The 24,999-nt window shown below is 69.1% G+C and carries 23 protein-coding genes, 2 pseudogenes and 1 riboswitch; of the genes and pseudogenes, 6 read left to right on the top strand and 19 right to left on the bottom strand.

All coding sequences use genetic code 11. The features are described 5' to 3' along the window. Positions 1 to 28: 28 nt before the first annotated feature. A complete protein-coding gene (locus tag ACFJI0_RS22335; RefSeq protein WP_382322360.1) occupies positions 29 to 745 on the bottom strand; it encodes an aspartate/glutamate racemase family protein in 717 nt (238 codons plus the stop codon). A 24-nt stretch (positions 746 to 769) separates the two neighbouring features. On the opposite strand from ACFJI0_RS22335, the pseudogene ACFJI0_RS22340 reads away from it, so the two are divergent. Both ACFJI0_RS22340 and ACFJI0_RS22345 read left to right on the top strand, forming a co-directional pair. Beyond that, positions 770 to 1,946 (top strand): annotated as a pseudogene (locus ACFJI0_RS22340) (MFS transporter). 41 nt (positions 1,947 to 1,987) lie between these two features. After that, entirely contained in the window at positions 1,988 to 2,515 is a 528-nt protein-coding gene (locus tag ACFJI0_RS22345; protein ID WP_291121853.1) for a YidB family protein, read from the top strand. A gap of 8 nt (positions 2,516 to 2,523) precedes the next feature. On the opposite strand, the gene ACFJI0_RS22350 is transcribed toward ACFJI0_RS22345, so the two are convergent. The 8 genes from ACFJI0_RS22350 to ACFJI0_RS22385 all read right to left on the bottom strand — a co-directional run bounded on the left by ACFJI0_RS22350 (position 2,524) and on the right by ACFJI0_RS22385 (position 12,623). Beyond that, entirely contained in the window at positions 2,524 to 3,381 is an 858-nt protein-coding gene (locus ACFJI0_RS22350; protein ID WP_382152802.1) for an alpha/beta hydrolase, read from the bottom strand. 9 nt (positions 3,382 to 3,390) lie between these two features. Then, positions 3,391 to 4,893, bottom strand: a complete 1,503-nt coding sequence (locus tag ACFJI0_RS22355; RefSeq protein WP_382322361.1) for a M20 family metallopeptidase — start codon at positions 4,891 to 4,893, stop codon at positions 3,391 to 3,393. Between the two features lie 171 nt (positions 4,894 to 5,064). After that, positions 5,065 to 6,585 (bottom strand): methyl-accepting chemotaxis protein, encoded by a 1,521-nt coding sequence (locus ACFJI0_RS22360; protein ID WP_382322362.1) that lies wholly within the window; start codon positions 6,583 to 6,585, stop codon positions 5,065 to 5,067. A 19-nt stretch (positions 6,586 to 6,604) separates the two neighbouring features. Next, positions 6,605 to 8,185 (bottom strand): methyl-accepting chemotaxis protein, encoded by a 1,581-nt coding sequence (locus ACFJI0_RS22365; RefSeq protein ID WP_382322363.1) that lies wholly within the window; start codon positions 8,183 to 8,185, stop codon positions 6,605 to 6,607. 58 nt (positions 8,186 to 8,243) lie between these two features. Continuing rightward, the gene (locus ACFJI0_RS22370; RefSeq protein WP_382325782.1) at positions 8,244 to 9,497 is read right to left on the bottom strand and encodes a methyl-accepting chemotaxis protein; all 1,254 of its coding nucleotides are present in this window, start codon (positions 9,495 to 9,497) and stop codon (positions 8,244 to 8,246) included. Then, positions 9,382 to 9,801, bottom strand: a complete 420-nt coding sequence (locus ACFJI0_RS22375) for a hypothetical protein (protein ID WP_382322364.1) — start codon at positions 9,799 to 9,801, stop codon at positions 9,382 to 9,384. Before ACFJI0_RS22375 ends, ACFJI0_RS22370 begins: the two co-directional genes overlap by 116 nt. Before the next feature lie 35 nt (positions 9,802 to 9,836). Next, the gene (locus ACFJI0_RS22380) at positions 9,837 to 12,056 is read right to left on the bottom strand and encodes a methyl-accepting chemotaxis protein (protein WP_382322365.1); all 2,220 of its coding nucleotides are present in this window, start codon (positions 12,054 to 12,056) and stop codon (positions 9,837 to 9,839) included. Positions 12,057 to 12,095: 39 nt separating this feature from the next. Further along, entirely contained in the window at positions 12,096 to 12,623 is a 528-nt protein-coding gene (locus tag ACFJI0_RS22385; protein WP_291115200.1) for a chemotaxis protein CheW, read from the bottom strand. A 206-nt stretch (positions 12,624 to 12,829) separates the two neighbouring features. On the opposite strand from ACFJI0_RS22385, the gene ACFJI0_RS22390 reads away from it, so the two are divergent. Further along, complete coding sequence (locus tag ACFJI0_RS22390) at positions 12,830 to 13,516, top strand: transglutaminase family protein (protein ID WP_382322366.1); 687 nt, start codon at positions 12,830 to 12,832, stop codon at positions 13,514 to 13,516. A gap of 13 nt (positions 13,517 to 13,529) precedes the next feature. Here the strand turns inward: ACFJI0_RS22390 and metW are convergent, their stop codons facing one another. Together metW and ACFJI0_RS22400 are read right to left on the bottom strand one after the other, a co-directional pair. Beyond that, positions 13,530 to 14,111 (bottom strand): methionine biosynthesis protein MetW, encoded by a 582-nt coding sequence (gene metW / locus ACFJI0_RS22395; protein ID WP_297402977.1) that lies wholly within the window; start codon positions 14,109 to 14,111, stop codon positions 13,530 to 13,532. A gap of 61 nt (positions 14,112 to 14,172) precedes the next feature. After that, complete coding sequence (locus ACFJI0_RS22400; protein ID WP_382322367.1) at positions 14,173 to 15,372, bottom strand: homoserine O-acetyltransferase; 1,200 nt, start codon at positions 15,370 to 15,372, stop codon at positions 14,173 to 14,175. 24 nt (positions 15,373 to 15,396) lie between these two features. After that, a riboswitch (SAM riboswitch) is annotated at positions 15,397 to 15,472 on the bottom strand. A 282-nt stretch (positions 15,473 to 15,754) separates the two neighbouring features. Between ACFJI0_RS22400 and ACFJI0_RS22405 the strand changes: the two genes are divergently transcribed. Continuing rightward, positions 15,755 to 16,162 carry an RNA-binding protein gene (locus ACFJI0_RS22405; protein ID WP_291115208.1) on the top strand — a complete coding sequence of 136 codons (408 nt, stop codon included), beginning with the start codon at positions 15,755 to 15,757 and terminating at the stop codon, positions 16,160 to 16,162. 96 nt (positions 16,163 to 16,258) lie between these two features. Here ACFJI0_RS22405 and ACFJI0_RS22410 read toward each other — a convergent pair whose 3' ends face one another. The 5 genes and pseudogenes from ACFJI0_RS22410 to ACFJI0_RS22430 form a co-directional block, all read right to left on the bottom strand. Beyond that, a complete protein-coding gene (locus ACFJI0_RS22410) occupies positions 16,259 to 17,068 on the bottom strand; it encodes an SDR family oxidoreductase (RefSeq protein WP_382322368.1) in 810 nt (269 codons plus the stop codon). 25 nt (positions 17,069 to 17,093) lie between these two features. Continuing rightward, complete coding sequence (locus tag ACFJI0_RS22415; RefSeq protein WP_382322369.1) at positions 17,094 to 17,246, bottom strand: hypothetical protein; 153 nt, start codon at positions 17,244 to 17,246, stop codon at positions 17,094 to 17,096. Positions 17,247 to 17,358: 112 nt separating this feature from the next. Beyond that, a pseudogene (lptC, locus tag ACFJI0_RS22420) lies at positions 17,359 to 17,643 on the bottom strand (LPS export ABC transporter periplasmic protein LptC); the annotation flags it as partial. Positions 17,644 to 17,762: 119 nt separating this feature from the next. After that, positions 17,763 to 18,308: a KdsC family phosphatase gene (locus tag ACFJI0_RS22425; RefSeq protein ID WP_382325784.1), complete on the bottom strand. Its 546-nt coding sequence runs from the start codon at positions 18,306 to 18,308 to the stop codon at positions 17,763 to 17,765. A gap of 11 nt (positions 18,309 to 18,319) precedes the next feature. Next, entirely contained in the window at positions 18,320 to 19,318 is a 999-nt protein-coding gene (locus tag ACFJI0_RS22430) for an SIS domain-containing protein (RefSeq protein WP_382322370.1), read from the bottom strand. A gap of 60 nt (positions 19,319 to 19,378) precedes the next feature. Here ACFJI0_RS22430 and ACFJI0_RS22435 point away from each other — a divergent pair, with 60 nt between their 5' ends. Together ACFJI0_RS22435 and ACFJI0_RS22440 are read left to right on the top strand one after the other, a co-directional pair. Further along, positions 19,379 to 21,364 (top strand): monovalent cation:proton antiporter-2 (CPA2) family protein, encoded by a 1,986-nt coding sequence (locus ACFJI0_RS22435; RefSeq protein ID WP_382322371.1) that lies wholly within the window; start codon positions 19,379 to 19,381, stop codon positions 21,362 to 21,364. Between the two features lie 213 nt (positions 21,365 to 21,577). After that, the gene (locus ACFJI0_RS22440) at positions 21,578 to 22,123 is read left to right on the top strand and encodes an adenine phosphoribosyltransferase (RefSeq protein WP_291115220.1); all 546 of its coding nucleotides are present in this window, start codon (positions 21,578 to 21,580) and stop codon (positions 22,121 to 22,123) included. 95 nt (positions 22,124 to 22,218) lie between these two features. Here ACFJI0_RS22440 and ACFJI0_RS22445 read toward each other — a convergent pair whose 3' ends face one another. The 3 genes from ACFJI0_RS22445 to mnmE form a co-directional block, all read right to left on the bottom strand. Then, on the bottom strand, positions 22,219 to 22,842 hold the full coding sequence (locus tag ACFJI0_RS22445) for a hypothetical protein (RefSeq protein WP_382322372.1): 624 nt from the start codon (positions 22,840 to 22,842) through the stop codon (positions 22,219 to 22,221). A gap of 94 nt (positions 22,843 to 22,936) precedes the next feature. Then, complete coding sequence (locus ACFJI0_RS22450; protein WP_382163815.1) at positions 22,937 to 23,428, bottom strand: cyclic nucleotide-binding domain-containing protein; 492 nt, start codon at positions 23,426 to 23,428, stop codon at positions 22,937 to 22,939. A 106-nt stretch (positions 23,429 to 23,534) separates the two neighbouring features. Then, positions 23,535 to 24,935 (bottom strand): tRNA uridine-5-carboxymethylaminomethyl(34) synthesis GTPase MnmE, encoded by a 1,401-nt coding sequence (gene mnmE / locus ACFJI0_RS22455; protein ID WP_382322373.1) that lies wholly within the window; start codon positions 24,933 to 24,935, stop codon positions 23,535 to 23,537. Positions 24,936 to 24,999 lie beyond the last annotated feature (64 nt).

Below are 24,999 nucleotides of genomic sequence, written 5' to 3' on the forward strand. Positions count from 1 at the left end.
CCGGTGCGGATGGGCTTTCATCAAGCGGTCATGTGCCGGCCGCCGAAACCCCCACGGCCCGCGCCAGCGCCGCGCGAGCGAGCAAGCGGGTGGAGTCCAGCGTGGGCAGGGGCGAGTTCGCGTCGCTCATGATCAGCGGGATCTCGGTGCACCCCAGCACCACGGCGTCGCAGCCCTCCTCGGTCTGCAGGCGCGCGAACACAGCCTGGAAGCGCGCCACGCTCTCCGGCTTGAACACCCCGCAGACCAGCTCGTCCATGATGATGCGGCCGATCTCCTCGCGCTCGGCCACGCTGGGCCGCACCGCCTGCACACCCACCGCGGCGAGCTTCTCGGGATAGACCTCGCTGTCCACCAGCCAGCGCGTGCCGGTGATGCCCAGGCGCCGGTGGCCGGCCTGCACCGCCGCTTGCGCCACCACCTCGGCGATGTGCAGCCAGGGCAGCGGCGAGCGCGGCTCGACATGGTGGAACGCCTGGTGGATGGTGTTGTCGGGGCAGATCAGGAAGTCCGCGCCGGCGGCCGCCAGCTTGTGGGCGGACGCCAGCATGAGATCGGCCACGCCGCGCAGATCGCCCCGGTTCAGACAGTCCACGTAGTCGGCGAGAGAGAGCGAATGCAGCGAGACCTCGGGGTGCGCGTGCGGCCCGAGCAAGGCCGCGCCTTCGACGCAGATGGTGCGATAACAGAGGGCCGCCCCTTCGGCGGAGCAGGCCACGATGCCAATGTGCTGGGTCTTGCGCATACCGCATTGTATAAACGATGACTTATGAACAAAAACCTCTGGCTGCTGGCCGGCGCGCAAGGGCTTTTTCTCACCAACAACGTGGTCTTCATGGCCATCAACGGTCTGGTGGGTCTCGCGCTCGCGCCCCTGGGCTGGATGCGCCACGCTGCCGGTGATGGGCTATGTGCTGGGCGGCGCGCTGTCCACGCCCCTGGTGGCGCGCACCCAGAGCGCCTTCGGGCGGCAGGCCTCGTTCCAGATCGGCCTGCTGGTGGCCCTGGCCTCGGCCCTGCTGTGCGCCTGGGCGGTGATGGACCGGAACTTCTGGCTGCTGGTGGCCGCCACCGTGGTCGCGGGTTACTACAGCGCCAACGGCCAGCTCTACCGCTTCGCGGCGGCCGAGCTGAGCGCGCCCGCGTTCCGCGACAAGGCGGTCTCGCTGGTGCTGGCGGGCGGCCTGGTGGGCGCGGTGCTCGGGCCCAACCTGGCCGTGCGCACCAAGGACTGGCTGGGTGCGCCGTTCGCCGGTGCGTATGTGGCGCTGGCCCTGGTGGCCCTGCTCGCCATGGCGCTCATGGCCTTTCTGCGCTTCCCGCCCACGCCGGCCCCGGTCGCCGGCGCCGACCGGGGCCGCCCGCTCTCGGTGATCGTGCGCCAGCCGGTGTTCATCGTCGCCACCGCTGGCGCGGCGCTGGGTTTCGGCGTGATGAACCTGCTGATGGCCGCCACGCCGCTGGCGATGCAGGTCTGCGGCTTTGCGTTCGATGACGCGGCCCTGGTGCTCGAATGGCACGTGATCGGCATGTTCGCGCCGGGTTTCTTCACCGGCCATCTGATCGCGCGCTTTGGCGTGCTCACCATCATGGGCGTGGGCGTGGTGCTCAACATCGCGTGCATCCTGGTGGCGCTCTCGGGCGTGGACCTGCAGCAGTTCCTGATCGCGCTGTTCCTGCTCGGTGTGGGCTGGAACTTCCTCTTCACGGGCAGCACGACGCTGTCGCTGCAGGCCTACCGACCCGAGGAGAAGAACCGCGCGCAGGCCGCGATCAACTTCTGCGTGTTCGCCACCATGGCGCTGACCTCGTTCGCCTCCGGGGCGCTGGTCACCACCCAGGGCTGGCAATGGCTCAACATCGGCTCGCTGGTACCGGTGGGTCTCACCGGACTGGCCCTGGTCTGGCTTGCCTGGGTGCGCCGGCAGGCCCACAATCCCGCCTGACCGCGCGCCCATTCCGGGCGCCCATCACAGGGAACAATGCCATGGGACTTCTGGATTCATTGATCGGTGCCGCCGCCGAGGCCGCTTCGGGCTCGCTGCAGGGACAACAACGGGGCCCCTCCGCCTCCGCCAACGGCCTGCCGGGTGGGATGGACCCGCAGATGCTCATCGCCCTGGTCGGCTCGCTGCTCGCGAGCTCGGGCGGTTTGCAAGGCCTGCTGGCCAAGCTGCAATCGGGCGGCCTCGGTGACGCGGTGCAATCCTGGATCGGCACCGGCGCGAACCAGCCGGTGTCGGGCGACCAGCTCGGCAGCGCGCTCGGCCCCGACCTGATGGGCATGATCGCCTCGCAACTCGGCGGCAGCCCCGCGCAGGCTTCGGGCACCTTGGCCGACCTGCTGCCCGGCCTGATCGACCAGCTCAGCCCCAAGGGGCAGTTGCCGGCCGACAACGACCTGGGGGGTCTCGGTGGGCTGGGCGCCCTGCTCGGCGGGGGCGGTGGTCAGGGTGGCGGCGCTGGCGCGGCCGACCTGATGGGCCTGTTCGGGCTCACACCACCCCGCCGCTGAACCTCGGCTCAGGCCTGCGCGGGCGCGACCACGTCCAGCCAGGCCTTCAGGGTGCCGTACACGGCCGAGGGATCGGCCTCGTTGAAGATCTCGTGGTACAGGCCTTCATAGACTTGGGCATGCACCTTGTCGCGCGGCGCGGCGGCGGCAAACGCCTTGCTGCCCGCAGGCCGCACCAGGCTGTCGGCCCCCGCATACAAAAGCAGCGTGGGCACGCGCCACTGCGCGGCGGCAGCCACCACGGCCGGGCCGTTGCTGTCGATGAACTGCGCCAGCCGCGCGCTGATGCGGTCGTGCACCAGCGGGTCCTTCTTGTAGGCCTCCACCACCGCTGCGTTGTGCGAGATCTTGCTCGCGTCCAGGCCGTTGGAGATGGCGAAGTTGGGCGCGAAACGGTAGAGCAGGGAAATCAGCTTTTTCTGCAGTGCGCCGATGCCAGCGTCCAGCGCGGGCGATGACAGCACCAGCGCGTCGACAGGCGCCATGCGCCGCTGCACGAAGGTGGACGCAACCAGCCCGCCCATGCTGTGGCCCATGAGAATGAGCGGGCAGGCCCAGGGTTCGGCGATGTGGTTGCGCGTGTCCTCCAGCACCTCGGCGAGGTCGTCGAGCAAGGTGTCGTCATCGGGCAGCACACCGCGCGCGCCACCCGACTCGCCGTGGCCGCGCTGGTCGTACGCGCGCACGCAGAAGCCCCATTCGTTCAGGCGCTGCGCCACCGGGTCGTAGCGCCAGGCGTGTTCACCCAGGCCGTGCACGATCAGCACCACCGCGCGTGGGCGCCAGCGCATCGGCAGCGGCCAGTCGAACAGGGCCAGGTTCAGGCCATCGCGGAGGGTGAAAGGCGCCTGGGTGGTGTCGGACATGATGGCGGCTCAGGGCATGCGGGCCATGACCTGGGCCACCGTGGCGGTCAGGCGCTGCGCGTAGTCCAGGTGCAGGAACTCGTTCGGACCGTGCGCGTTGCTCTTGGGGCCGAGCACGCCGCAGACCATCATCTGCGCGGTCGGAAAACCCTTGCTGAGCATGTTCATGAGCGGGATGGTGCCGCCCTGGCCGATGGTGCCGCAGCCCGCGCCGAAGTGGGCTTGCGAAGCGTCCTGCAGCGCCTGCTCGAACCAGGGCGCGGTGGTGGGGGCGTTCCAGCCGCTGGCCGCGCCTTCGCCCTCGAAGGTCACGCGCGCCTGGTAGGGCGCGTTGTCCTCCAGCAGGGCCTTGAGTTCCTGCACGGCCGCGGGCGCGTCCACCAGCGGCGGCAGGCGCAGGCTGAGCTTGAACGCGGTGTAGGGCCGCAGCACGTTGCCGGCGTTGCGCAGCTCGGGGAAACCGTCGGCGCCCGTGACCGACAGCGTGGGCCGCCAGGTGCGGTTGAGCAGGGCCTCCACCGGGTCGGTGGTGGTGGGCAGGGTGAACACGGTGGAACCACCACAGTCGTGGTGCGCCCAAGGGAAGCGCTTGTGGATCTCGTCGCCCAGAATGGCGGCGGTGGCGCGCGCCTGCTCGATGCGCTCAGCCGGCACCTCGCAATGGAAGCTGGCGGGCAGCAGGCGGCCGGTGGCGCTGTCTTCCAGCCGGTCCAGCACCTGGCGCATGATGCGAAAGCTCGACGGCACCAGGCCCGAGGCATCGCCCGAGTGGATGCCCTCGGTGAGCACCTCCACCTTGAGCACGCCGCTGGCGATGCCGCGCAGGCTGGTGGTGAGCCAGAGCTGGTCGTAGTTGCCGGCACCGCTGTCCAGACAGATCACCAGACCCACGTCGCCCAGGCGCGGGCGCAGCGCGTCCACGTAGGGCAGCAGGTCGCCCGAACCGCTCTCTTCACAGGTTTCGATCAGCCCGACGATGCGCGGGTGCGCCACGCCCTGGGCCTTGAGCGCCTGCAGCGCGGCCACGCTGGCGTAGACCGCGTAACCGTCGTCGGCGCCGCCGCGGCCATAGAGCTTGCCGCCGTCGATCTTGGGCGTCCAGGGGCCGAGGTCGTTGCGCCAGCCGGTGAACTCGGGTTGTTTGTCGAGGTGGCCGTACATCAGCACGGTCTGGCCGGAGGCGGGGGCCGGTGTGCCGTCGCGCCCGGCGCTGGCCGGCACCTCGAAGAACAGCACCGGCGTGCGGGGCCGGCCCTGCGCGTCGTTCAGGCGCACGATCTCCAGCTGAAGACCTTCCACCTGCTGCGCCCGCACCCAGTCGGCCGCGCTCTGCAGCACGCGCTCCAGCAGCCCATGGGCGGCCCAGTCGGGGTCGAAGGCCGGCGACTTGGCGGGCACCTCGATGTAGCGCGTCAATTCGGGGATGATGCCGCGCGACCAGCTCGCCTCCACATGGGCCTGCAAGGCGGCCGGGTCCAGGGGCGGCGAGGCGTGGGGCAGGCGAGCGTTCATGGCGTCGGTCTCCGGGTGCGCGGGCGGTGAGGCGCCGGCATGCCGGGACGAAAATCCCCGGGGCCGGTACAGGGGAAACAGTATAGGCACGCCCGTGGCTTGTACACGGTACGAGGACCCTGTTTCGGCCCCCTGCGCGCGAGGTTGCGGCGACCAGCGGCCGCCTTTGGCTTACAGGCGGAACAGCTGCACGACACCGGCCAGGCGCCGGGCCTGGTCCTTGAGGCTCTCGGCGGCGGCCGCGCTCTCTTCCACCAGCGCCGCGTTCTGCTGCGTCATCTGGTCCAGCTGCGTCACCGCCACGTTCACCTGCCCGATCCCGTCGCTCTGCTCTCCCGCAGCCGCCGTGATCTCCCCGATGATGTCCGAGACCCGCTGCACCGAGCCCACGATCTCGCTCATCGTCTGCCCCGCATCGGCCACCAGCCTGGAGCCGGTCTCCACCTTGTCCACGCTCGCGCCGATCAAGCCTTTGATCTCCTTGGCCGCCTGCGCGCTGCGCTGCGCCAGGTTGCGCACCTCGCCAGCCACCACCGCGAAGCCACGCCCCTGCTCCCCGGCCCGCGCGGCTTCCACCGCCGCGTTCAGCGCCAGGATGTTGGTCTGGAACGCGATCCCGTCGATCACGCCGATGATGTCGCTGATCTTCTTGCTGCTGTGGTTGATCTCGTCCATGGTCGTGACCACCTGGCCCACCACCTCACCACCGCGCACCGCGATCTCCGCGGCACTGGCCGCCAGCTGGTTCGCCTGGCGCGCCGCATCGGCGCTCTGGCGCACCGTGCTCGTGAGCTGCTCCATGCTCGCCGCCGTTTCCTGCAGGTTGCTTGCCGCCTGCTCCGTGCGCGCGCTCAGGTCCTGGTTGCCCGAGGCAATCTCGCCGCTGGCGACGTCGATGCCCCCGCTGGACTGCTGCACCTGGCCGACCAGGGTGCGCATCGAGGTCTGCATGGCCGAGAGCGCGCCCATCAGGCTGTTGGGATCCTGCGCGGGCGGCGTGGCGCCGCTGAGGTCGCCGTCGGCGATGCGGCGCAAGGCGCTGCGCGCCATGGCCGGGTCGCCGCCGATCTCGCGCTTGAGCGTGCGCTGCACCACCAGCCCCAGCACCACGGCGGCCGAGAGGGCCAACAAGGCCAGGCCGATGGCCAGCGCGCGGGCGCGGTCGGCCTCGGCGTTGACCTGTTCGTGCGTCTGCGTCGACAGCGCCTGCGAGGCCTTGCCCAGCTGCAGCAGTTCGCCGCGCAGCTTGCGCCAGGCAGGCGTTTCTTCCGTGTTGAGCATCTGCACCGCATCGGGTGCGCTGGTCTTCAGCAGGGCCAGCACCTTGTCCTGCGCCTGGGCCTGGGCCGTGCGCAAGCCGGCCAGTGGGGCCAGACCCGCTTCGGCGGGCGTGCCCTTGGCGGCCGCGAGCGTGGTCTGGTGGGCCGCGTCGAAGGCCTCGCGCGCCGCCTCCAGGTTCTTGTAGGCCTGCTGGTTGCTCGGGTCGAGCACGATGTTGCGCAGCGCCTGGCCCATCTGCAGGCCTTGCGCATACATGTCCTGCAGGCCGCTGGCCGTGGCCTGCTCGGTCTTGATGTAGTGGTCGAAGCGCGACTGCGTCTGCGCCAGCGACCAGATGCTGCCCGCCAGGCCGGCCACGAAGAGCGCGGCCGGCGCGACGAACGCCAGAAGAAGGCGTTGGTTGAAGTTCATGGCGTGCCCCTCGCGGCGCTCAGGCGCGCAACATCGGGGTGCCGTCGTCGATGCGGAAGAACCGCACCGCTTCGGCCAGGCGACCGGCCTGGTCCTTGAGGCTCTCGGCGGCGGCCGCGCTCTCTTCCACCAGCGCCGCGTTCTGCTGCGTCATCTGGTCCAGCTGCGTCACCGCCACGTTCACCTGTCCGATCCCGTCGCTCTGCTCGCCGGCGGCGGTGGTGATGTCGCTGATGAAGGCCGACACCTTCTCGGCGTTCGCCACGATCTCGCCGATGGTGCTGCCGGCCTGCGCCACCAGGCGCGAACCATCTTCCACCTTGCCCACGCTGGTCTCGATCAGGCCCTTGATCTCCTTGGCCGCCTGCGCGCTGCGCTGCGCCAGGCTGCGCACCTCGGCCGCCACCACGGCGAAGCCCCGGCCCTGCTCCCCGGCCCGCGCGGCTTCCACCGCCGCGTTCAGCGCCAGGATGTTGGTCTGGAACGCGATCCCGTCGATCACGCCGATGATGTCGCCGATCTTCTTGCTGCTGTGGTTGATCTCGTCCATGGTCGTGACCACCTGGCCCACGACCTGGCCACCGCGCACCGCCACCTCGGCGTTGGCCACGGCCATCTGCGTGGCCTGGCGCGCGGCATCGGCGCTCTGGCGCACCGTACTGGTGAGCTGTTCCATGCTCGCCGCCGTTTCCTGCAGGTTGCTCGCCGCCTGCTCCGTGCGGCTGGAGAGATCCTGGTTGCCGCTGGCGATCTGCTGGCTGGCGGTGCCGATGCTGTCGGTGGAGCTGCGCACCTCGCCCACGATGCGGGCCAGCGAGGCCTGCATGTCGCCCAGCGCGCGCATGAGCGCGGCCGTTTCGTCCTTGCCTTCGCGCTGGATCGTCCGCGTGAGGTCGCCCTTGGCGATCGCGCTGGCCAGATGCTGGGCTTCGTCCAGCGGGCGGCAGATGCTGTTCATGTTGGACAGCGTGGTCGGCACCACCACCAGGGCAGCGATCGCCACGGCCAGGCCGAACAGCATCAGGGTCTGGTCGTTGGCGCTCTTGCCCGCCTGGCGGGCACTGGCGGCATCGGCCATCAGCACCTCTTCCAGCTGCTTGAGGCTTTGCAGCAGGTCGCCGTAGTTGGCGTGCGCGCGGCCCAGCATGCGGTTGGCCACCGTCGCCGAGTCGTAGCCGGAGGACTCCAGCTGGTTCGTCACCGGCCCCACGGCCGCGACGTACTTTGTGAGGTGCGACTGCATCTCGCGCACCAGTTCGTTCTCGCCCTCTTCCTTGCCGGCCTGCAGCACGTCCATCTGCTTCTGGGCCTCGTCACGGGCGGCCTGCCACTGGGCTTTGGCCTTGAGCACGGCCTCGGGCTTTTCGTAGGCAATGATCATGTCCTTCTCGTGGCGGCCCATGTCGCCCAGCGCCACCTGCAGGCGCGAGAGCGTGAGCGTCTCTTCGAAGGTGCGTTCGACAAAGTCCTCGTTCAGCGCGTGCATGCGCGCCATGCCCCACCAGCCGGCGGTACCGACCAGCAGCAGCAGCATCAGGACCACGCCGATGGCGGCCCTCATGCGGATTCGGATGGAAAACTGGCGCATCAAGTGTTGCATGACTGTCTCTTCGTCTTGTTGATTGAAAGGATGCGGCGGGGTCAGGCGCCGCCCGTGTTCATGAGGAATGGGCGTCCGTGCGGAAGATCTGCACCACACCGGCCAGGCGCCGGGCCTGGTCCTTGAGGCTCTCGGCGGCGGCCGCGCTCTCTTCCACCAGCGCCGCGTTCTGCTGCGTCATCTGGTCCAGCTGCGTCACCGCCACGTTCACCTGCCCGATCCCGTCGCTCTGCTCTCCCGCAGCCGCCGTGATCTCCCCGATGATGTCCGAGACCCGCTGCACCGAGCCCACGATCTCGCTCATCGTCTGCCCCGCATCGGCCACCAGCCTGGAGCCGGTCTCCACCTTGTCCACGCTCGCGCCGATCAAGCCTTTGATCTCCTTGGCCGCCTGCGCGCTGCGCTGCGCCAGGTTGCGCACCTCGCCAGCCACCACCGCGAAGCCACGCCCCTGCTCCCCGGCCCGCGCGGCTTCCACCGCCGCGTTCAGCGCCAGGATGTTGGTCTGGAACGCGATCCCGTCGATCACGCCGATGATGTCGCTGATCTTCTTGCTGCTGTGGTTGATCTCGTCCATGGTCGTGACCACCTGGCCCACCACCTCACCACCGCGCACCGCGATCTCCGCGGCACTGGCCGCCAGCTGGTTCGCCTGGCGCGCCGCATCGGCGCTCTGGCGCACCGTGCTCGTGAGCTGCTCCATGCTCGCCGCCGTTTCCTGCAGGTTGCTTGCCGCCTGCTCCGTGCGCGCGCTCAGGTCCTGGTTGCCCGAGGCAATCTCCACCGACGCCGTGTTGATGCTGTCCGTCGCGCTGCGCACCTGGCTCACGGTCTGGATCAGCGAGTTCTTCATCGCACCCAGGGCGTTGAGCAAGTCGCCCAGCTCGTCCTTGCGGTCGGTCTGCACCGGCACCGACAGGTTGCCATCGGCCACGGCCGAGGCGATCACCACCGCCTGGTGCACCGGCACCGTCACCGAGCGGGTGATGCGCCAGGCCAGCAGGGACGCCACCACCACCGCCAGCGCGGCCAGCGTCACCAGCCAGGTCACGTTGCGGCTCACGGTGCGGGCGGAATCGGCCATGGCGGCCTGCACCAGGCTGCGCTGGGCGGCCAGCATCTCGTTCTGGGCACCGCTGTAGCGGTCGGCGGCCGGCAGCACCTGGCTGGCCAGGATCTGGTTGGCGGCCACGAGGTCACCCGTCTTGAGGGCGTCGAAGAAGGTCTTGCGCACCGCGATGTACTCGCCGCGCACCGTCGAAATCTTGGCCAGCAAGGCCTTGCCTTCGGCGCTGGTGATCTCGGCTTCCAGCGTCTTCTGCAGTTCGCTGATGCGCGTGGACGTCTGCGCGATCAGCGGCTTGAAGTAGGCATCGACCTCCGGGTCGGCGCGGGGACTTGGCCACGGCGAGCGCGCGGCTGATGTTCAGCGTCGTGCCGGCGGCCCACTCTTCCGTGACCGAGGCGAGGTGCTCGAGATGGATCACGCGCTCGGTGGCCGCCTGGGTGGCGCGAAGGCCGCTCCAGCCCAGCGCGGTGACGGCCAGGAGCAGCACCAGCACGCTGAGAAAACCCAGGCCCAGCCGATGACCGACCTTGAATTGATGGAAAGACATGGGAAAGAGGAATCCGTGTGGGTGAGAAGAATCGATCAGAAGCTTTCCCAGTCGCCTTCGCTGCCGGCCCTGGGAGCGCTGGCCACGGCAGGCGCGGGACGGACCGGTGCCGCCACCGGCTCCACGGGCCGGCTGGCCTTGGGCTTGGCCGGGGTCGGCTGGGCCACCACCACGGGAACGATCGCCGCCTTGGTGGGCACTGCGGCCATGGCCTTGGCGGGCGCCGCGGACGTGGCCGGTTTCACCACCGAGGTCAGCACCGGTGCCGATGCCGGCGGCGTGGCGACGGTGGCGACGGGCGACGGCTCGGCGGGGCGTTGGTGCTCGGCGTCGCCGGTGCGGAACACGCGCACCACCTGGTCCAGCCGCTTGGCCTGGTCCTTGAGGCTCTCGGCCGCAGCCGCGCTCTCCTCCACCAGCGCCGCGTTCTGCTGCGTCATCTGGTCCAGCTGCGTCACCGCCACGTTCACCTGCCCGATCCCGTCGCTCTGCTCTCCCGCCGCCGCCGTGATCTCCCCGATGATGTCGCTCACCCGCTGCACCGAGCCCACGATCTCGCTCATCGTCTGCCCCGCATCGGCCACCAGCCTGGAGCCCGTCTCCACCTTGTCCACGCTCGCGCCGATCAGCCCCTTGATCTCCTTGGCCGCCTGCGCGCTGCGCTGCGCCAGGTTGCGCACCTCGCCGGCCACCACCGCGAACCCACGGCCCTGCTCCCCGGCCCGCGCGGCTTCCACCGCCGCGTTCAGCGCCAGGATGTTGGTCTGGAACGCGATCCCGTCGATCACGCCGATGATGTCGCTGATCTTCTTGCTGCTGTGGTTGATCTCGTCCATGGTTGTGACCACCTGGCCCACCACTTCACCACCGCGCACCGCGATCTCCGCGGCGCTCGCCGCCAGCTGGTTCGCCTGGCGCGCCGCATCCGCGCTCTGGCGCACCGTGCTGGTGAGCTGCTCCATGCTCGCCGCCGTTTCCTGCAGGTTGCTCGCCGCCTGCTCCGTGCGCGCGCTCAGGTCCTGGTTGCCCGAGGCAATCTCCACCGACGCCGTGTTGATGCTGTCCGTCGCGCTGCGCAGCTCGCGCATCATGCCGAGGAAGCGCTGGCGCATGCTCTCGACCTCGCGCACCAGGCGGCCGATTTCGTCGCTGCGGCTGGACTGGAAGGCCTGGCTCAGGTCACCCTGCGCCACGGTGGTGACGGCGGCGGTCAGCTGGGCCAGCGGCTGGCTCACGTTGCGGCGCACCAGCAGGTACATGCCAGCGCCCAGGGCGGCCGTGGCCACGGCCAGCATGGCCCACAGGGCGTACATGGTGCGCCAGTAGCTGGCGATGGCTTCCTTGTCGGACACCTCGGCCACCACCCACCAGCCCGACTGGGACTGGCGCTTGACCGCCCACGGCCGCTCGATGGACGCGTTGAACAAAGGCGTGGCCTCGCCCACGAACACCTCCGGCGATGCGCGCATTTCGCTGAGCATCGCGGCAGCGCCGGGGTTCACCTCCAGCACCTTCTTGCCCGCGGCTGTGGGGTGCGAGACGAACACCGCGTCCTCGTTCGATCCGGCGGGGTCGATCACATAGCTGCCACCGCTCTCGAAGAAGCGCGCTTCGTCCACGAGCTTGTCCAGCGCGGTCTGGAAGTCGGCCATGTCGAAACCGATGAACAGGATGCCGACCACCTTGCCGGCGTCGTCCTTCAGGGCCTCGTAATGCGTCATGTAGGGCTTGCCGAACAGCACGGCGCGGCCGGTGTAGGTCTTGCCTTCCAGCATCAACGGGTAGGCCGGGTGCTTGCGGGCCAGCATCGTGCCCATGGCGCGCTCGCCGTTTTCCTTTTTCAGCGAGGTGCTGATGCGCTCGAAGTCATCGCCCTTGCGCATGAAGATCGTCGCCGCGCCACCGTTGGTGCGGCCGAAGGTGTCGACCTCGGAGAAGTCGTTGTTGAGCAGCATGCCCCAGCCCTTGAGCATGCCGGCCTGCACGTCGAGCTCGAACTTGTCGGCGAACTTCTGGCGGAACGGCTTGTAGGCCCGGTCCGTCATCATGCGCGCCGTGGTGTCGAAAGCGTCGATCGAATTGCCCACGGACAAGGCCTTGTCGCCCGTCCACTGGACCATGCGCTCGCGCGAGGATTTTTCCGCCATGACGGACATGACGCCACTGATCAGCACCAGCACCACGGACAGCAGGGCCACGGCGAGCAGGGCGACGCGGCGCGCCACCGAGCTTTGTCGGTTGTCGGTTGGTCTCATCTTCGGAAGCTCCTCGTCGCGGCCCGGGCCGCGGGCTTGTTATTGAAGTGCCTGGGCGCTGTCCATCAAGCCCATGTCGCTGCCGGACATGAGGGCTTCGATGTCCATCAGGATCAGCATGCGTTCACCCACGCTGGCGATGCCGGTGATGAAGCTGGTGTTGACGTTGGTGTTCATCTCGGGTGCCGGCTTGATCAGGTCGCCGGCGAGCTCGAGCACGTCGGAGACGGAGTCGACCACCGCGCCGACCACGCGGCCGTGCACGTTGAGCACGATCACCACGGTGAAACCGTTGTATTCCACCTTGTCGCAACCCAGCTTGATGCGCAGGTCCACCACCGGCACGATCACGCCGCGCAGGTTGACCACGCCCTTGATGAACGCCGGGGCGTTGGCGATGCGGGTGGGCTCTTCGTAGGAGCGGATTTCCTGCACGCGCAGGATGTCGATGCCGTACTCCTCGCCACCCAGGCGGAAGGTCAGGAATTCGGCGCTGGCAGCTTGTGCGGCGGCGGCCCTGGCACTGTCGTGGCGGGCAAGGTGGTTGGCTTCGTTGCGCATGTCCATGGATCGGGTCCTCAGTTGACGGGTTGGTCCCAGGAATATCGGCCAGCGCGGCGGCGGCTGAAGGCGTAAAAAGGCCGACAAACCCGCCCCAATCACCGCTCGCCAGGCACATCGAGTACCAAAGTACGCAGAAGCGGCCCCGCGCCGGCTCAGGGTTTGTCCCTGAGGCGTCGGTGGCCCCGCCGGCCATCTGGTAACTTGGACCGATGAACGACACCACCCCGCCTGGCCCGCAACACCTGGCCGCCACCCGCTGGATCGAAACCGACCACCCCGCCGTGCGCGCCTTCGCCCGGGAACACGTCCACGGCGAGACACCGCGCGAGAAGGCGGTGTCGCTGTACCTCGCCGTGCGCGACGGGCTGCGCTACGACCCCTACCGCATCGACATGTCCGACGCCGGCATGAGCGCGAGCCGCGCGCTGGAACAAGGCCACGGCTGGTGCGTGCCCAAGGCCGTGCTGCTGGCGGCGGTGTGCCGCGCCGAGGGCATTCCCGCGCGGCTGGGCTTTGCCGACGTGCGCAACCACCTCTCCACCGAGCGCATGCGCCACACCATGAAGACCGACGTCTTCGTCTGGCACGGCTACACCTCGCTGTGGATCGACGGCGCCTGGCGCAAGGCCACGCCGGCTTTCAACATCGAGCTGTGCGACAAGTTCGGCCTGTTGCCGCTGGAGTTCGATGGCGAGGCCGATTCGATCTACCACCCCTTCGACCGCGAAGGCCGCCAGCACATGGAGTACGTGAACGAACACGGGGCCTTCGACGACCTGCCCCTGGCGCGCATGCGCGAGGTGTTCCGCGAGGTCTACCCCGACATGCCCACCGACGCGCAGCCGATCGAGGGCGACTTCGGCGCCGACGCCGCGCGCGAAGCCGGCCGGGCCTGAGCCGGGCCGCCGATCAGCTCGAGAATCGGAACACGGCCGTGCTGGCCATCAGGTTGGGCAGCACGCGGACCTCGCGGCCTTCGTGCAGGCCGAAGCTGTCCTCGATGGTCAGGCCGTTGCGCCGCGCCAGCACCTCGAAGTCGGCGTGCGTGCCGACGCGGATGTTGGGCGTGTCGTACCACTGGTAAGGCAGGCGCTTGGTGACCGGCATGCGGCCCTGCAGCACGTGCAGGCGGTTGGGCCAGTGCGCGAAGTTGGGAAAGGCGACCACGCCCAGGCGACCCACGCGCGCGGTCTCGCGCAACATGGTTTCGGCGTTGCGCAGGTGCTGCAAGGTGTCGATCTGCAGCACCACGTCGAACGCGTCGTCACCGAACATGGTCAGCCCGTCTTCCAGGTTGAGCTGCAGCACGTTGACGCCGCGCCGCATGCAGGCGAGCACCTTGGCGTCGTCGATCTCCACGCCATAGCCGCTGCAGCCACGCGCGGCCTGCAGATGGGCCAGCAGGGCGCCGTCGCCGCACCCGAGGTCCAGCACGCGCGAGCCCGGCGGCACCAGGCGGGCGATGGCGTCCATCAATGGCTTTTCGCTCATTTGAAAACCTCCGTGCTGCGCACTGCGGAGCGAGCTTGCTTGGGGCGGCCCGGCGCGGCGCTCATGCCTTGCCTCCCGCGATGGTCTGTTCAAAGTAGGCCCGCACCGCCTGCAGGTAACGCGGATCGTCGAGCAGGAAGGCGTCGTGGCCGTGCGGCGCATCGATCTCGGCGTAGCTCACGTCGCGCTGGTTGTCGAGCAGGGCCTTGACGATCTCGCGGCTGCGCGCGGGTGAAAACCGCCAGTCCGTGGTGAAGCTCACCAGGAAGAACTTCGCCTGGGCGCGCGCCAGCGCGGCCGTGAGGTTGCCATCGAACGCGCGCGCCGGGTCGAAATAATCGAGCGCGCGGGTGATCAGCAGGTAGGTGTTGGCGTCGAAGTACTCGCTGAACTTGTCGCCCTGGTAGCGCAGGTAGCTCTCGATCTGGAACTCCACGTCCTGCGTGGAGTAGCGGTAGGCCAGTTCGGCCGCCGCCGCGGGATCCTGGGCGTCGCTCGAGCGCAGGCTGCGCCCGAACTTCTCGTTCATCACGTCGTCGCTCAAGTAGGTGATGTGGCCGATCATGCGGGCGATGCGCAGGCCCCGGCGCGGCAACGTGCCCTCGCGCAGGTAGTGGCCGCCGTGGAAATCGGGGTCGGTCACGATGGCGCGCCGCGCCACCTCGTTGAAGGCGATGTTCTCGGCCGTGAGGTTGGGCGCACTGGCCACCACCACCGCGTGGCGCGCGCGCTCGGGGTACTGCAGGGTCCAGCTCAGGGTCTGCATGCCGCCCAGGCTGCCGCCCATCACCGCCGCCAGCGTCTGGATGCCCATGGCGTCGAGCAGGCGGGCCTGTGCATCCACCCAGTCCTCCACCGTGACCACCGGGAAATCCGCGCCCCAGGGCGTGCCGGTGGCGGGGTTGTTGTGGGTCGGGCCGGTGGAGCCGAAGCAAGAACCCAGGTTGTTGACCCCGATGACGAAGTACTTGTCGGTGTCGACCGGCTTGCCCGGGCCGATCATGTTGTTCCACCAGCCCTCGCTGCGCGCCAGCGGCTGGCCGCTGTCGTCGGCGTACCAGCCCGCGACATGGTGCGAGGCATTGAGCGCGTGGCAGATCAGCACCGCGTTGGACCGGTCGGCGTTGAGCGTGCCATAGGTTTCCACCACCAGCTCATAGGCCGGCAGGGTGGCGCCGGAACGCAGCGGCAGCGGTTCGGAGAATGGGAATGTCTGTGGCGTGACGATCAAGGCCTTGTCCTGCGGGCGCCGTTCGCCCAATAAAAAAACCCGGTGCCGCCAAGAGCGAGACCGGGAATCTCCCCTTTAGCGGCATTTTTAAAGCGCCCGCAATCTGGAACAAATCGGCGCTGGGCGTCAGTATAAATTGATCCGACGGCCCCTGCAGCCGCCGGCCAGGGCCCGCCAAGACGGGTTTTCCCGCTGTTTTCGCCTCCCTGTTGTTGCCGCGCATCGGGCTTACCACACCTTTGCACATCCTGAAAAATAGTTAGTGTTTGCAGGACATTCAGCGCATAATCCCTCGGCGAGCGTGGAAAACGCTCGTTTTGACAAGTGATCGGTTGGTTTCGCGTGCTACAGGTTTTTGTGTGCTAACGGGGCTCCATCGCTATTTTTCTCTGTGTTATTAGGAGTCCCAACCATGGGCAACAAACTGTACGTGGGCAATCTGCCTTACACCGTGCGCGACGAAGACCTGCAACAAGCTTTCAGCGCCTATGGTTCTGTCAACAGCGCCAAGGTCATGATGGAACGCGAAACGGGTCGCTCCAAGGGCTTCGGCTTTGTGGAAATGGGCAGCGATGCCGAAGCGCAAGCCGCGATCGAAGGCATGAACGGTCAATCGCTGGGCGGTCGCAGCCTGGTGGTCAACGAAGCACGTCCGATGGAAGCCCGCCCACCCCGCAGCGGTGGTGGCGGCTTCGGCGGTGGCCGCAGTGGCGGCGGCGGCTTTGGTGGTGGTGGCGGTGGTGAAGGCGGCTTCCGCAGCCCCTACGGCGGCGGTGGCCGTCGTGAAGGCGGTGGCGGTGGTGGCCGCGGCGGTTACTGATCGCCCGCACCCGTCGGCCTGAACCGGCGCCTGGCGCCTGTCGACACGACACAAAAGCCCTGTGGCATCTGCCCCAGGGCTTTTTTCATGGCCGCCTCAGCGGGTGGCGTCCCGCTCGCCCTGACGGTGCTTGCGCGGGCGGCCGGCGAGCAGGCGGTCGAACCAGGGGTTGGGCAACAGCCGCAGCAGCTTGGCGACCACGCCCATCTGCCAGGGAATGACGCGGTAGCTCGTGCCCGCGCCGATGGCGTCGAACGCGCGGTCGGCGAAGGTTTCCGCGGTCAACAGAAACGGCATGCGGTAGCGGTTCTGGCGTGTCAGCGGCGTGTCCACATAGCCCGGCAGCAGGGTGACAACGGCCACACCACTGCCCCGCAGCTCGCCCCGCAGGCTCTCGCAATACGCCACCACCGCGGCCTTGCTGGCGCAGTAGGCGCCGTGCCCGGGCAGGCCCCGGATGGCGGCCACGCTGCCGATGCCCACGAGCGCGCCGCTGCCGCGCGCGGTCATGGCCGCCACGAAAGGGTGGAAGGTGGCGGCCAGGCCGGTGTTGTTGGTGGCGAAGGTGCGCGCCATCACGTCGATGTCGCTCCGGTCGGCGGTGTCCATGCCGATGCTGATGCCGGCGTTGGCGATGACGACGTCGGGCACGCCTTGCGCGGCCAGGCAGGCCTGGCCGGCGGCGACGATGCTGTCGATGTCGGCCACGTCGGCGCCATACACCTGGCAGCGCGCGGCGTCGAAGCCCTGTGCCTGGGCCCAGGCCTGCATGTCCTCGGTGCGGCGCGCCACCAGCGCGAGCCGGTAACCCGCCCGCGCGAAGCGGGCCGCCAGGGCCTGGCCGATGCCGCTGGAAGCGCCGGTGATGAACACCAGCGGGCCGGAGACGGTGGGGGTCGGGTGCATGGTGGGGTGGGCCTGGGTGGGGCGCTCAACGCGGCGCCAGCTGCACTTTCACGCGGCCCTTGAAGCGCGCGACCTGGTCCTCGCCGGTGTAGTCCAGGGTGTCGGCGACCAGGCGGTCGCTGCCGCGCAGCAGCGTGACGGGCTGGTCGGAGACGATGCGGTCCGGCTCCAGGAACACGTGCAGGAATTCGCCACGGAACTCCAGCCGGGGCTGGGGCTGCGCGATTCAGGTCGTTGCCGGCCTCGCGCACGATCACCGCGTTGCCCCGGAGCACGAACTCGGTGTTGTCGCCATTGGTGGTCACCAGGCGCGCGGTGGCAAGCGTGGGCAGGCCTTGGTCGCCGATGTGGCGGATGCGCGCGTCGTCGATCTCGACCATGTCGGTGGCAGGGTAGTGGCGAGCCTCCACGCCTTTGACCTCGGTCTTGAGCGTGCCCTTGGCATCGAAGGCCTTGACCGAGAAGCGGCGCATGAAATAGTCGGGCTCTGTGCTCACCGGGCGCTCGGGCTCGGCCGACTCGGGCGCCGGCGTGGCGCGCAGCAGCCAGTAGGAGGCGAGTGCGAGCAGGCCCATGAGCAGCACGGGCAGGTAGATCGAGAGGTTGTCCAGCAGCTTGCGCTTGCGGCGTGGCGCGCGCGGCGCATCGATCGTCTGGTCGACGGTGTCGAAGAAATCGAGCGGGTCGGACGTGCTCACCGCGCGGCCGCCTCCAGCTCACGGGCATACGCGCCTTGGGCCACCAGCAGCAGGTCGCACAGCTCGCGCACGGCGCCCGCCCCGGGCTGGCGCTCGGTGACGTGGTGGGCCACGGCGAGCACCTCGGCGTGCGCGGTGGGGGGGGCGGCGGCCAGCGCGGCGCGGCGCAGCAAGGGCAGGTCGGGCCAGTCGTCGCCCATGGCGGCGGCGGCGCCCCAGTCCAGGCCGAGTTCGGCCAGGATGGCCTCGGCCGCCGGGGCCTTGTCTTCGGTGCCCAGGCGCGCATGCACCACGCCCAGGGCGGACAGGCGCAGGCGCAGGGCGGCGGAGTCGCGCCCGCTCACCACGGCCGGCGTGATGCCGGCGCGCTTCAGCAGCTGCAGGCCCAGGCCGTCGAGCGTGTGAAAGCGTTTCAGCGTTTCGCCCGCTTCGCTGAAGTACAGGCTGCCATCGGTCAGCACCCCGTCCACATCGAAGAAGACCACGCGCACCGGCTGGGCGCGCAGCAACAGGGCGGGTGGGAAACTCAGCACCGGGCGCAGGGGTTCCACGTTCAGATCACCTTCGCGCGCATGAGGTCGTTGCTGTTGAGCGCGCCCTGCAGGCGTCCGGCGCCGTCCACCACCAGCACGCTGGTGATGCGGTTGGCTTCCATCAGACCCGCGGCTTCCACGGCCAGCGCGTCCGGGCGCACGGTGCGCGGCTGGGGGTGCATCACGTCGCGCGCCACCAGCGTGCGCAGATCGGCGCCGCTGCCGGTCTTCTCGATCAGGCGGCGCAGGTCGCCGTCGGTGAAGATGCCCACCACGCGCTCACCGCTGTCGACGATGGCGGTCATGCCCAGGCCCTTGGCGCTGATCTCGCGCATGAGCTCCATGAGGCCGGCGTCCAGGCCCACGCGCGGGGCCTCGTCGCCGCTGCGCATGACGTCGCTCACGTGGGTGAGCAGCTTGCGCCCGAGCGCGCCGCCGGGGTGGGAGCGCGCGAAGTCGTCGGCCTTGAAACCGCGTGCGTCGAGCAGGGCCACGGCCAGCGCGTCACCGAGGGCGAGCTGGGCGGTGGTGCTGGCGGTGGGGGCCAGGTTGTGCGGGCAGGCCTCCTTGTCGACCGAGGCATCCAGCACCACGTTGGCGTGGCGGCCCAGTGTGGAGTCGGGCCGGCCGGTGATGGCCAGCAGCGGCACGCCCATGCGCTTGATGAGCGGCAGGATGGCCGTGAGCTCTTCGCTTTCGCCGCTGTTGCTGATGCCCAGCACCATGTCGGCGCTGGTGATCATGCCCAGGTCGCCATGGCTGGCCTCGGCCGGGTGCACGAACATGGCCGGCGTGCCGGTGGAGGCCAGCGTGGCGGCGATCTTGCGGCCGATGTGGCCGCTCTTGCCCATGCCCATGACCACCACGCGCCCGGGAATGCCCAGCACCAGTTCGATGGCTCGGGCGAAAGACGCGTCCAGGCGCTGGGCCACGGCGGTCACGGCTTGTGCCTCGATGCTCAGGGTCTCCTGCGCCAGGGTCAGGGCCCGGGCCGGGTCGAAGGAAGGGGGCAGGGTCATGGGCGCAATTATCGCCGCCGGCCCGCCGCCGCGTGGTGGGTCAGCCATTACCATCGCTTCATGAATTCGCTCGACCTCGCCCTGCTCTATCTGCTGGCCGCCGTGCTGGCCGTGGTGGCGTGCCGCACCTTGCGCCTGCCGCCGATGCTGGGCTACCTGGTCGTGGGCGTGGTGATCGGGCCGAACGCGCTGGCGCTGGCGCAGAACTCGAGCGGTGTGCGCTACCTGGCCGAGTTCGGCGTGGTGTTCCTCATGTTCGTGATCGGGCTGGAATTCAGCCTGCCCAAGCTGCGCGCGATGAAGCGGCACGTGTTCGGCCTGGGCATGTCGCAGGTGGTGTTGACGGTGCTGCTGACCACCGTGGGCTCGCTGCTGCTCACCCTGGCCTTGCCCACCTGGTGGAACGTGCCCTGGCAGACCGCGCTGGCGCTGGGCGGCGTGATGGCGATGAGCAGCACCGCCATCGTGATCAAGATGGTCGCCGAGCGGCTGGAGCTGGAATCGGAGCACGGCAAGCGCGTGCTGGGCATCCTGCTGTTCCAGGATCTGGCCGTGGTGCCTCTGCTGGTGATCATCCCTGCCCTGGCCTCGGAACCCGAAGAGCTGCTGCGCGCACTGGGCTGGGCCACGCTCAAGGCCGTGCTGCTGCTCGGCCTGCTGCTCACCGGTGGGCAGCGGCTCATGCGCTGGTGGCTCACGCAGGTGGCGCGCCGCAAGAGCGACGAGCTCTTCATGCTCAATCTGCTGCTCATCACCCTGGGCCTGGCCTGGTTGACCGAACACGCCGGGCTCTCGCTCGCGCTGGGCGCCTTCGTGGCCGGCATGCTGATCTCGGAGACCGAGTTCAAGCACCAAGTGGAGACCGACATCCGGCCCTTCCACGACGTGCTGCTGGGCCTGTTCTTCATCACCATCGGCATGATGCTGGACTGGCGCCTGGTGCTGGACCGCTGGCCGCTGGTGCTGTTGCTGCTGTCGGTGTCCATGGCGTTCAAGCTCGCGCTCATCACGGGCGTCACGCGCGCCTTCGGCGCCCCCATGGGCGTGGCGCTGCGCACCGGTCTCTATCTGGCGCAGGCCGGCGAATTCGGCCTGGTGCTGCTCACGCTGTCCGGCCAGAACAACCTGGTGCCACCGCAGCTGTTCAACCCCATCCTGGCCAGCATGGTGATCTCCATGCTCGCCACGCCGGTCGCCATCCTCTACGCCAACAGCATCGTCACGCGCCTGGTGGGCAGCGACTGGCTGATGCAGTCGGTGCAGATGACCAGCATCGCGCGCAAGGCCATCAACGCCGACAAGCACGTGATCATCTGCGGCTACGGCCGCTGCGGCCAGAACCTGGCGCGCCTGCTGGAGGCCGAACACATTCCCTACATGGCGCTCGACCTCGACCCCGACCGCGTGCGGCAGGCCGCGGCCGCCGGCCATTCGGTGGTGTTCGGCGATGCCGCGCGCCTGCAGGCCCTGATGGCCGCCGGCCTGCACCGCGCCAGCGCCGTGGTGGTGACCTACCTGGACACCCCCAGCGCGCTCAAGGTGCTGCGCCACGCGCACGAGCAGGCTTCGCACGTGCCGGTGGTGGTGCGCACGGTGGACGACGCGGACCTGGAAAAACTGCGCACCGCCGGCGCCACCGAGGTCGTGCCCGAGGCGATCGAAGCCAGCCTGATGCTGGCCAGCCACGCGCTGGCGCTCGTGGGCGTGCCGATGCGGCGCGTGATCCGCGTGGTGCAGGACCAGCGCGATGCGCGCTACAACCTGCTGCGCGGCTACTTCCACGGTGCCGACGACGACGGTGCCGACGAGATCGACCACGAGCGCCTCAACACCGTGACCCTGCCCCCGGGTGGCCGCAACGTCGGCAAGACCCTGGGCAGCCTGGCGCTGCACGCGGTGGGCGTGCGCGTGGTGAGCCTGCGCCGCGCCAGCGGCAAGCCCCAGTCCCCGAGCGACGAGACGGTGTTCGAAAGCGGCGACACGGTGGTGATCAGTGGCAAGGCGCCCGCGCTGGCCCTGGCCGAAGAGAAGCTGCTCTCGGGCTGAGCACGCCACTTCGTCGGCTGGCAGGCACCACACGCCGGAAGCCCTGGCGGGCAGCGGGCCCGGGAAATCAGAATGCGCCCAGGGCCGATCACGGCCTCCCGTTCCAGCCCATGGCTTTGTACAAGGGTCGCCATGGTCTGCGCCCCGGCCGTTGTGCCGGGGCTTTTTTTTGCGCCACCGCAGATAATGGCCGCTCCCTCACGGACCGAGCCCATGGACACCTCCGCCTTCCTGAAATCCCACATCCGCACGGTGCCCGACTGGCCCGCACCGGGTGTGCAGTTCCGCGACATCACGCCGCTGCTGCAAGACCCCAAGGTCTTTCGCGTGCTGATCGACACCTTCGTGCACCGCTACATGGACACGGCGCTGCGCCCCACCGTGGTGGCCGGACTCGATGCGCGGGGTTTCATCATCGGCTCGGTGCTGGCCTACGAACTGGGCGTGGGCTTCGTGCCGATCCGCAAGAAGGGCAAGCTGCCCTTCACCACGGTGGAAGAAACCTACGAGCTGGAGTACGGCAGCGCGACGGTGGAACTGCACACCGATGCCGTGAAGGCAGGCGACCGGGTGGTGCTGATCGACGACCTGATCGCCACCGGCGGCACCATGATGGCCGGGCGCCGGCTGCTGGAGAAGCTGGGCGCGCAAGTGATGGAAGGCGCGGCCATCGTCGACCTGCCGGAACTCGGTGGCTCGGAGAAGCTGCGCGCCTCCGGCCTCAAGCTCTTCACGCTGCTCGATTTCGCCGGCCACTGAGCGACCGGCCGGCCCCTCAGAGCTTGCCGTACTGGGTTTCGCTCAAGGCCCCGAAATCGCTGTGCGACTCCGGCACCGGCAGCTGCGCCTGCGCTTCAGCAGGGGAGCGGTAGGGTGGCTTGCGCAACGCTCTGCAAGGCAAGGCGAAACGCCTCCACCTCGTCTTCCCCCACCACCTGCGCGGGCGCGCTCGACGGCGTCATGACGGGCCGGGGAATGGCCGTGGGGCTGGGCATCGGGCTGGTGACCTTGGCTTCAGGCACCAGACCCGGCGTCATCGGCACCGCCTCGCGGCGGGTCTGGGCCGCCACGGCGGCCTTGAGCGCCATGCCGACCTGGTCGTGCACGGCCTTGCGGCGCCAGTAGACGGAGCGCACGTCCATCTCGTGCCGCGTCTGGGCACTCTGCTGGATCCAGCGCTCGATCTCCAGCAGGTATTCATCGGGCATGGCCTTGGCGGGCAGCGCGAGGTCGACCAGCACCAGGAAGCTGTCGCCGTTGGCGTCCAGCGTGAGCACCTTGAACTCGTAACTGGTGGACAACACGCCCGCGCGGATGAGCGACTCGCGCACCACCGCGAACAGCTGCTCACGGCGCAGGATGCGGCGCCCGCGGCGCGGCGAGATCAGCGGCAGCGTGGTCTGGCTGAACTTCTTGCGCGCACGGGTGAAAGGACCCTTGTCGGGTGTGGCGGATTTTTTGGCCTGTAGCCAGCTCATCAAGGACATGGGCAAAGTGTGCGCCAGGGACGCGCGCGCAAAAGGTTGAAAAAGCAACACAGGACGGCCTTGATTCCGTTCGTGCCCGCGGCGCTCAGGTCACGGCGACCCGTTTGGGCCGGTTGTACATGCGCCGAGCCAGCACCGCCGACATGGCCACGCTGAGGTCCAGCGCGACATCGGGGTGGCGCGAGGAGAGTTCCCGAAAACGCAAAGGGGTCAGACACCAGAGCCGGCAATCGCTGCCCGCGTGCACCGTGGCGCTGCGCGGCAGGTGGCTGAAAAACGCACCCTCGCCCAGCAACGAGCCCGCACCGACCACGGCGATGCGCACGCGCTCGCGCGAATCCTCGTAGTGCACGGTGAGGGTGCCGCTCTCCACGAAGTAGACCGTGCGGTCCTTCACCCCTTGCTCGATCAGCACCTGCCCCTGCTGCAGCGCCACCGGCTGCAGGTAGTTGGCCAGCTGCACCCACTGGGGGTCGTTGAGGTTCAGGGGCACGGCGTCCAGCGCGCTGCTCAGCCGCATGGACTGGGCCAAGCCTTGAATGTCAAAGCGCACGGACGTGGGCAACTGGGCGTTCATGCGGTCAAGATAACCGCGCACGACCGGCGCGCGCAAGCCTGTTCTTACCCGTGCTTACAGTTGCACTCTCGGCGGTCTCAGAGCGGCACCGAGCGGTGCGCTGGCTTCATTTGCCGATGCAAAAACGCGAAAAGATTTCGCCCAGCAGGTCGTCGGCGGTGAACTCGCCGGTGATCTCGCTCAGGGCCTGTTGCGCCAGGCGCAGCTCCTCGGCCAGCAGGTCCAGGTGCTCCGCGCGCGCCTGCAGCAAGGCGTTCGAGGCGTCGAGGTGATCGCCCACGCGGCGCAAGGCCTGCAGGTGCCGTTCGCGCGCCATGAACAGGCCGTCGCCCGCGTGCTGCCAGCCCGCCAGGCTCAGCAGGCGCTGGCGCAAGGCCTCCAGGCCGGTGCCGTGTTTGGCCGAGATCGCCAGTGTGTCGGCCTGCGCGTCCATCACGACCGCCGCGGGCGCCTGGTCCAGCTTGTTCCAGACGTGCAGCACCGGCACGTCGGCGGGCAGGGTGCTGGCCAGGCTGGCCGCGATCGAGGCATCGGCCGTCTGGTAGTCCGCCCCTTCGCTGCGGCTGAGGTCGTGCACGAACAGCACCGCGTCGGCGCGCTGAATGCGCTCCCAGGCGCGCTCGATGCCGATCTTCTCGACCTCGTCCACATCGGGGCTGTCGCGCAGGCCGGCGGTGTCGATCACGTGCAGCGGCACGCCCTCGATCTGGATCGTCTGCTGCACCACGTCGCGCGTGGTGCCGGCCACGGGTGTGACGATGGCCAGCTCGGCCCCGGCCAGGGCATTGAGCAGCGAACTCTTGCCCGCGTTGGGCTGGCCCGCGATGACGACCTGCAAACCGTCGCGCAGCAAGGCGCCTTGGCGCGCCTGGGCCTGCACCTCGGCCAACGCGTCGCGCAGCCGTTGCAGCTGGCCCGTGGCATCGGCCTTCTGCAGGAAGTCGATGTCTTCCTCGGGGAAGTCCAGCGTGGCCTCGACCAGCATGCGCAGGTTCACCAGCGCGTCGCGCAGCGTGTGCACGCGGCCCGAGAACACACCGGCCAGCGAACGCGAGGCGCTGCGCGCGGCGGCCTCGGTGCTGGCATCGATCAGGTCGGCCACCGCCTCGGCCTGCGCGAGGTCGAGCTTGTCGTTGAGGAAGGCGCGTTCGGTGAACTCGCCCGCGCGCGCCAGCCGCAGCGTGGGCGCGGTGTCGCGCGCCACCTCCAGGCAGCGCGCCAGCAGCAACTGCAACACCACCGGCCCACCGTGGCCTTGCAGCTCGAGCACGTCTTCGCCGGTGTAGGAGTGCGGGCCGGGAAACCACAGGGCCAGGCCGTGGTCGATGGGCTGGCCCGTGGCATCGGCCAAGGGCAGGTAGGTCGCCTCGCGCGGCCTCAGGTCGCGCCCCAGCAGGGCCAAGACAAAAGCCGCCAGGCCCCGTCCCGACACCCGCACGATGCCCACGGCCCCACGACCGGGCGCGGTGGCGATGGCAACGATGGGGTCACGCGAGGCAGCGAGCATAGGAGGCGAGCATAAAAGACAAAGGGCCCGCAACGCAGGCCCTTCACAGAAGAGAAACACACCC

This window comes from Hydrogenophaga sp. UC242_53 (assembly GCF_042696965.1).
In the GTDB taxonomy this organism is placed as follows: Bacteria; Pseudomonadota; Gammaproteobacteria; order Burkholderiales; family Burkholderiaceae_C; genus Hydrogenophaga.

What these genes read in the sequence shown, in the direction of transcription:
- ACFJI0_RS22335 (WP_382322360.1), bottom strand. Translation starts at nt 745, where the DNA reads ATGCGCAAGACCCAGCACATTGGCATCGTGGCCTGCTCCGCCGAAGGG.
- ACFJI0_RS22345 (WP_291121853.1), top strand. Translation starts at nt 1,988, where the DNA reads ATGGGACTTCTGGATTCATTGATCGGTGCCGCCGCCGAGGCCGCTTCG.
- ACFJI0_RS22350 (WP_382152802.1), bottom strand. Translation starts at nt 3,381, where the DNA reads ATGTCCGACACCACCCAGGCGCCTTTCACCCTCCGCGATGGCCTGAAC.
- ACFJI0_RS22355 (WP_382322361.1), bottom strand. Translation starts at nt 4,893, where the DNA reads ATGAACGCTCGCCTGCCCCACGCCTCGCCGCCCCTGGACCCGGCCGCC.
- ACFJI0_RS22360 (WP_382322362.1), bottom strand. Translation starts at nt 6,585, where the DNA reads ATGAACTTCAACCAACGCCTTCTTCTGGCGTTCGTCGCGCCGGCCGCG.
- ACFJI0_RS22365 (WP_382322363.1), bottom strand. Translation starts at nt 8,185, where the DNA reads ATGCAACACTTGATGCGCCAGTTTTCCATCCGAATCCGCATGAGGGCC.
- ACFJI0_RS22375 (WP_382322364.1), bottom strand. Translation starts at nt 9,801, where the DNA reads ATGTCTTTCCATCAATTCAAGGTCGGTCATCGGCTGGGCCTGGGTTTT.
- ACFJI0_RS22380 (WP_382322365.1), bottom strand. Translation starts at nt 12,056, where the DNA reads ATGAGACCAACCGACAACCGACAAAGCTCGGTGGCGCGCCGCGTCGCC.
- ACFJI0_RS22385 (WP_291115200.1), bottom strand. Translation starts at nt 12,623, where the DNA reads ATGGACATGCGCAACGAAGCCAACCACCTTGCCCGCCACGACAGTGCC.
- ACFJI0_RS22390 (WP_382322366.1), top strand. Translation starts at nt 12,830, where the DNA reads ATGAACGACACCACCCCGCCTGGCCCGCAACACCTGGCCGCCACCCGC.
- metW (WP_297402977.1), bottom strand. Translation starts at nt 14,111, where the DNA reads ATGAGCGAAAAGCCATTGATGGACGCCATCGCCCGCCTGGTGCCGCCG.
- ACFJI0_RS22405 (WP_291115208.1), top strand. Translation starts at nt 15,755, where the DNA reads ATGGGCAACAAACTGTACGTGGGCAATCTGCCTTACACCGTGCGCGAC.
- ACFJI0_RS22410 (WP_382322368.1), bottom strand. Translation starts at nt 17,068, where the DNA reads ATGCACCCGACCCCCACCGTCTCCGGCCCGCTGGTGTTCATCACCGGC.
- ACFJI0_RS22430 (WP_382322370.1), bottom strand. Translation starts at nt 19,318, where the DNA reads ATGACCCTGCCCCCTTCCTTCGACCCGGCCCGGGCCCTGACCCTGGCG.
- ACFJI0_RS22435 (WP_382322371.1), top strand. Translation starts at nt 19,379, where the DNA reads ATGAATTCGCTCGACCTCGCCCTGCTCTATCTGCTGGCCGCCGTGCTG.
- ACFJI0_RS22440 (WP_291115220.1), top strand. Translation starts at nt 21,578, where the DNA reads ATGGACACCTCCGCCTTCCTGAAATCCCACATCCGCACGGTGCCCGAC.
- ACFJI0_RS22445 (WP_382322372.1), bottom strand. Translation starts at nt 22,842, where the DNA reads ATGAGCTGGCTACAGGCCAAAAAATCCGCCACACCCGACAAGGGTCCT.
- ACFJI0_RS22450 (WP_382163815.1), bottom strand. Translation starts at nt 23,428, where the DNA reads ATGAACGCCCAGTTGCCCACGTCCGTGCGCTTTGACATTCAAGGCTTG.
- mnmE (WP_382322373.1), bottom strand. Translation starts at nt 24,935, where the DNA reads ATGCTCGCTGCCTCGCGTGACCCCATCGTTGCCATCGCCACCGCGCCC.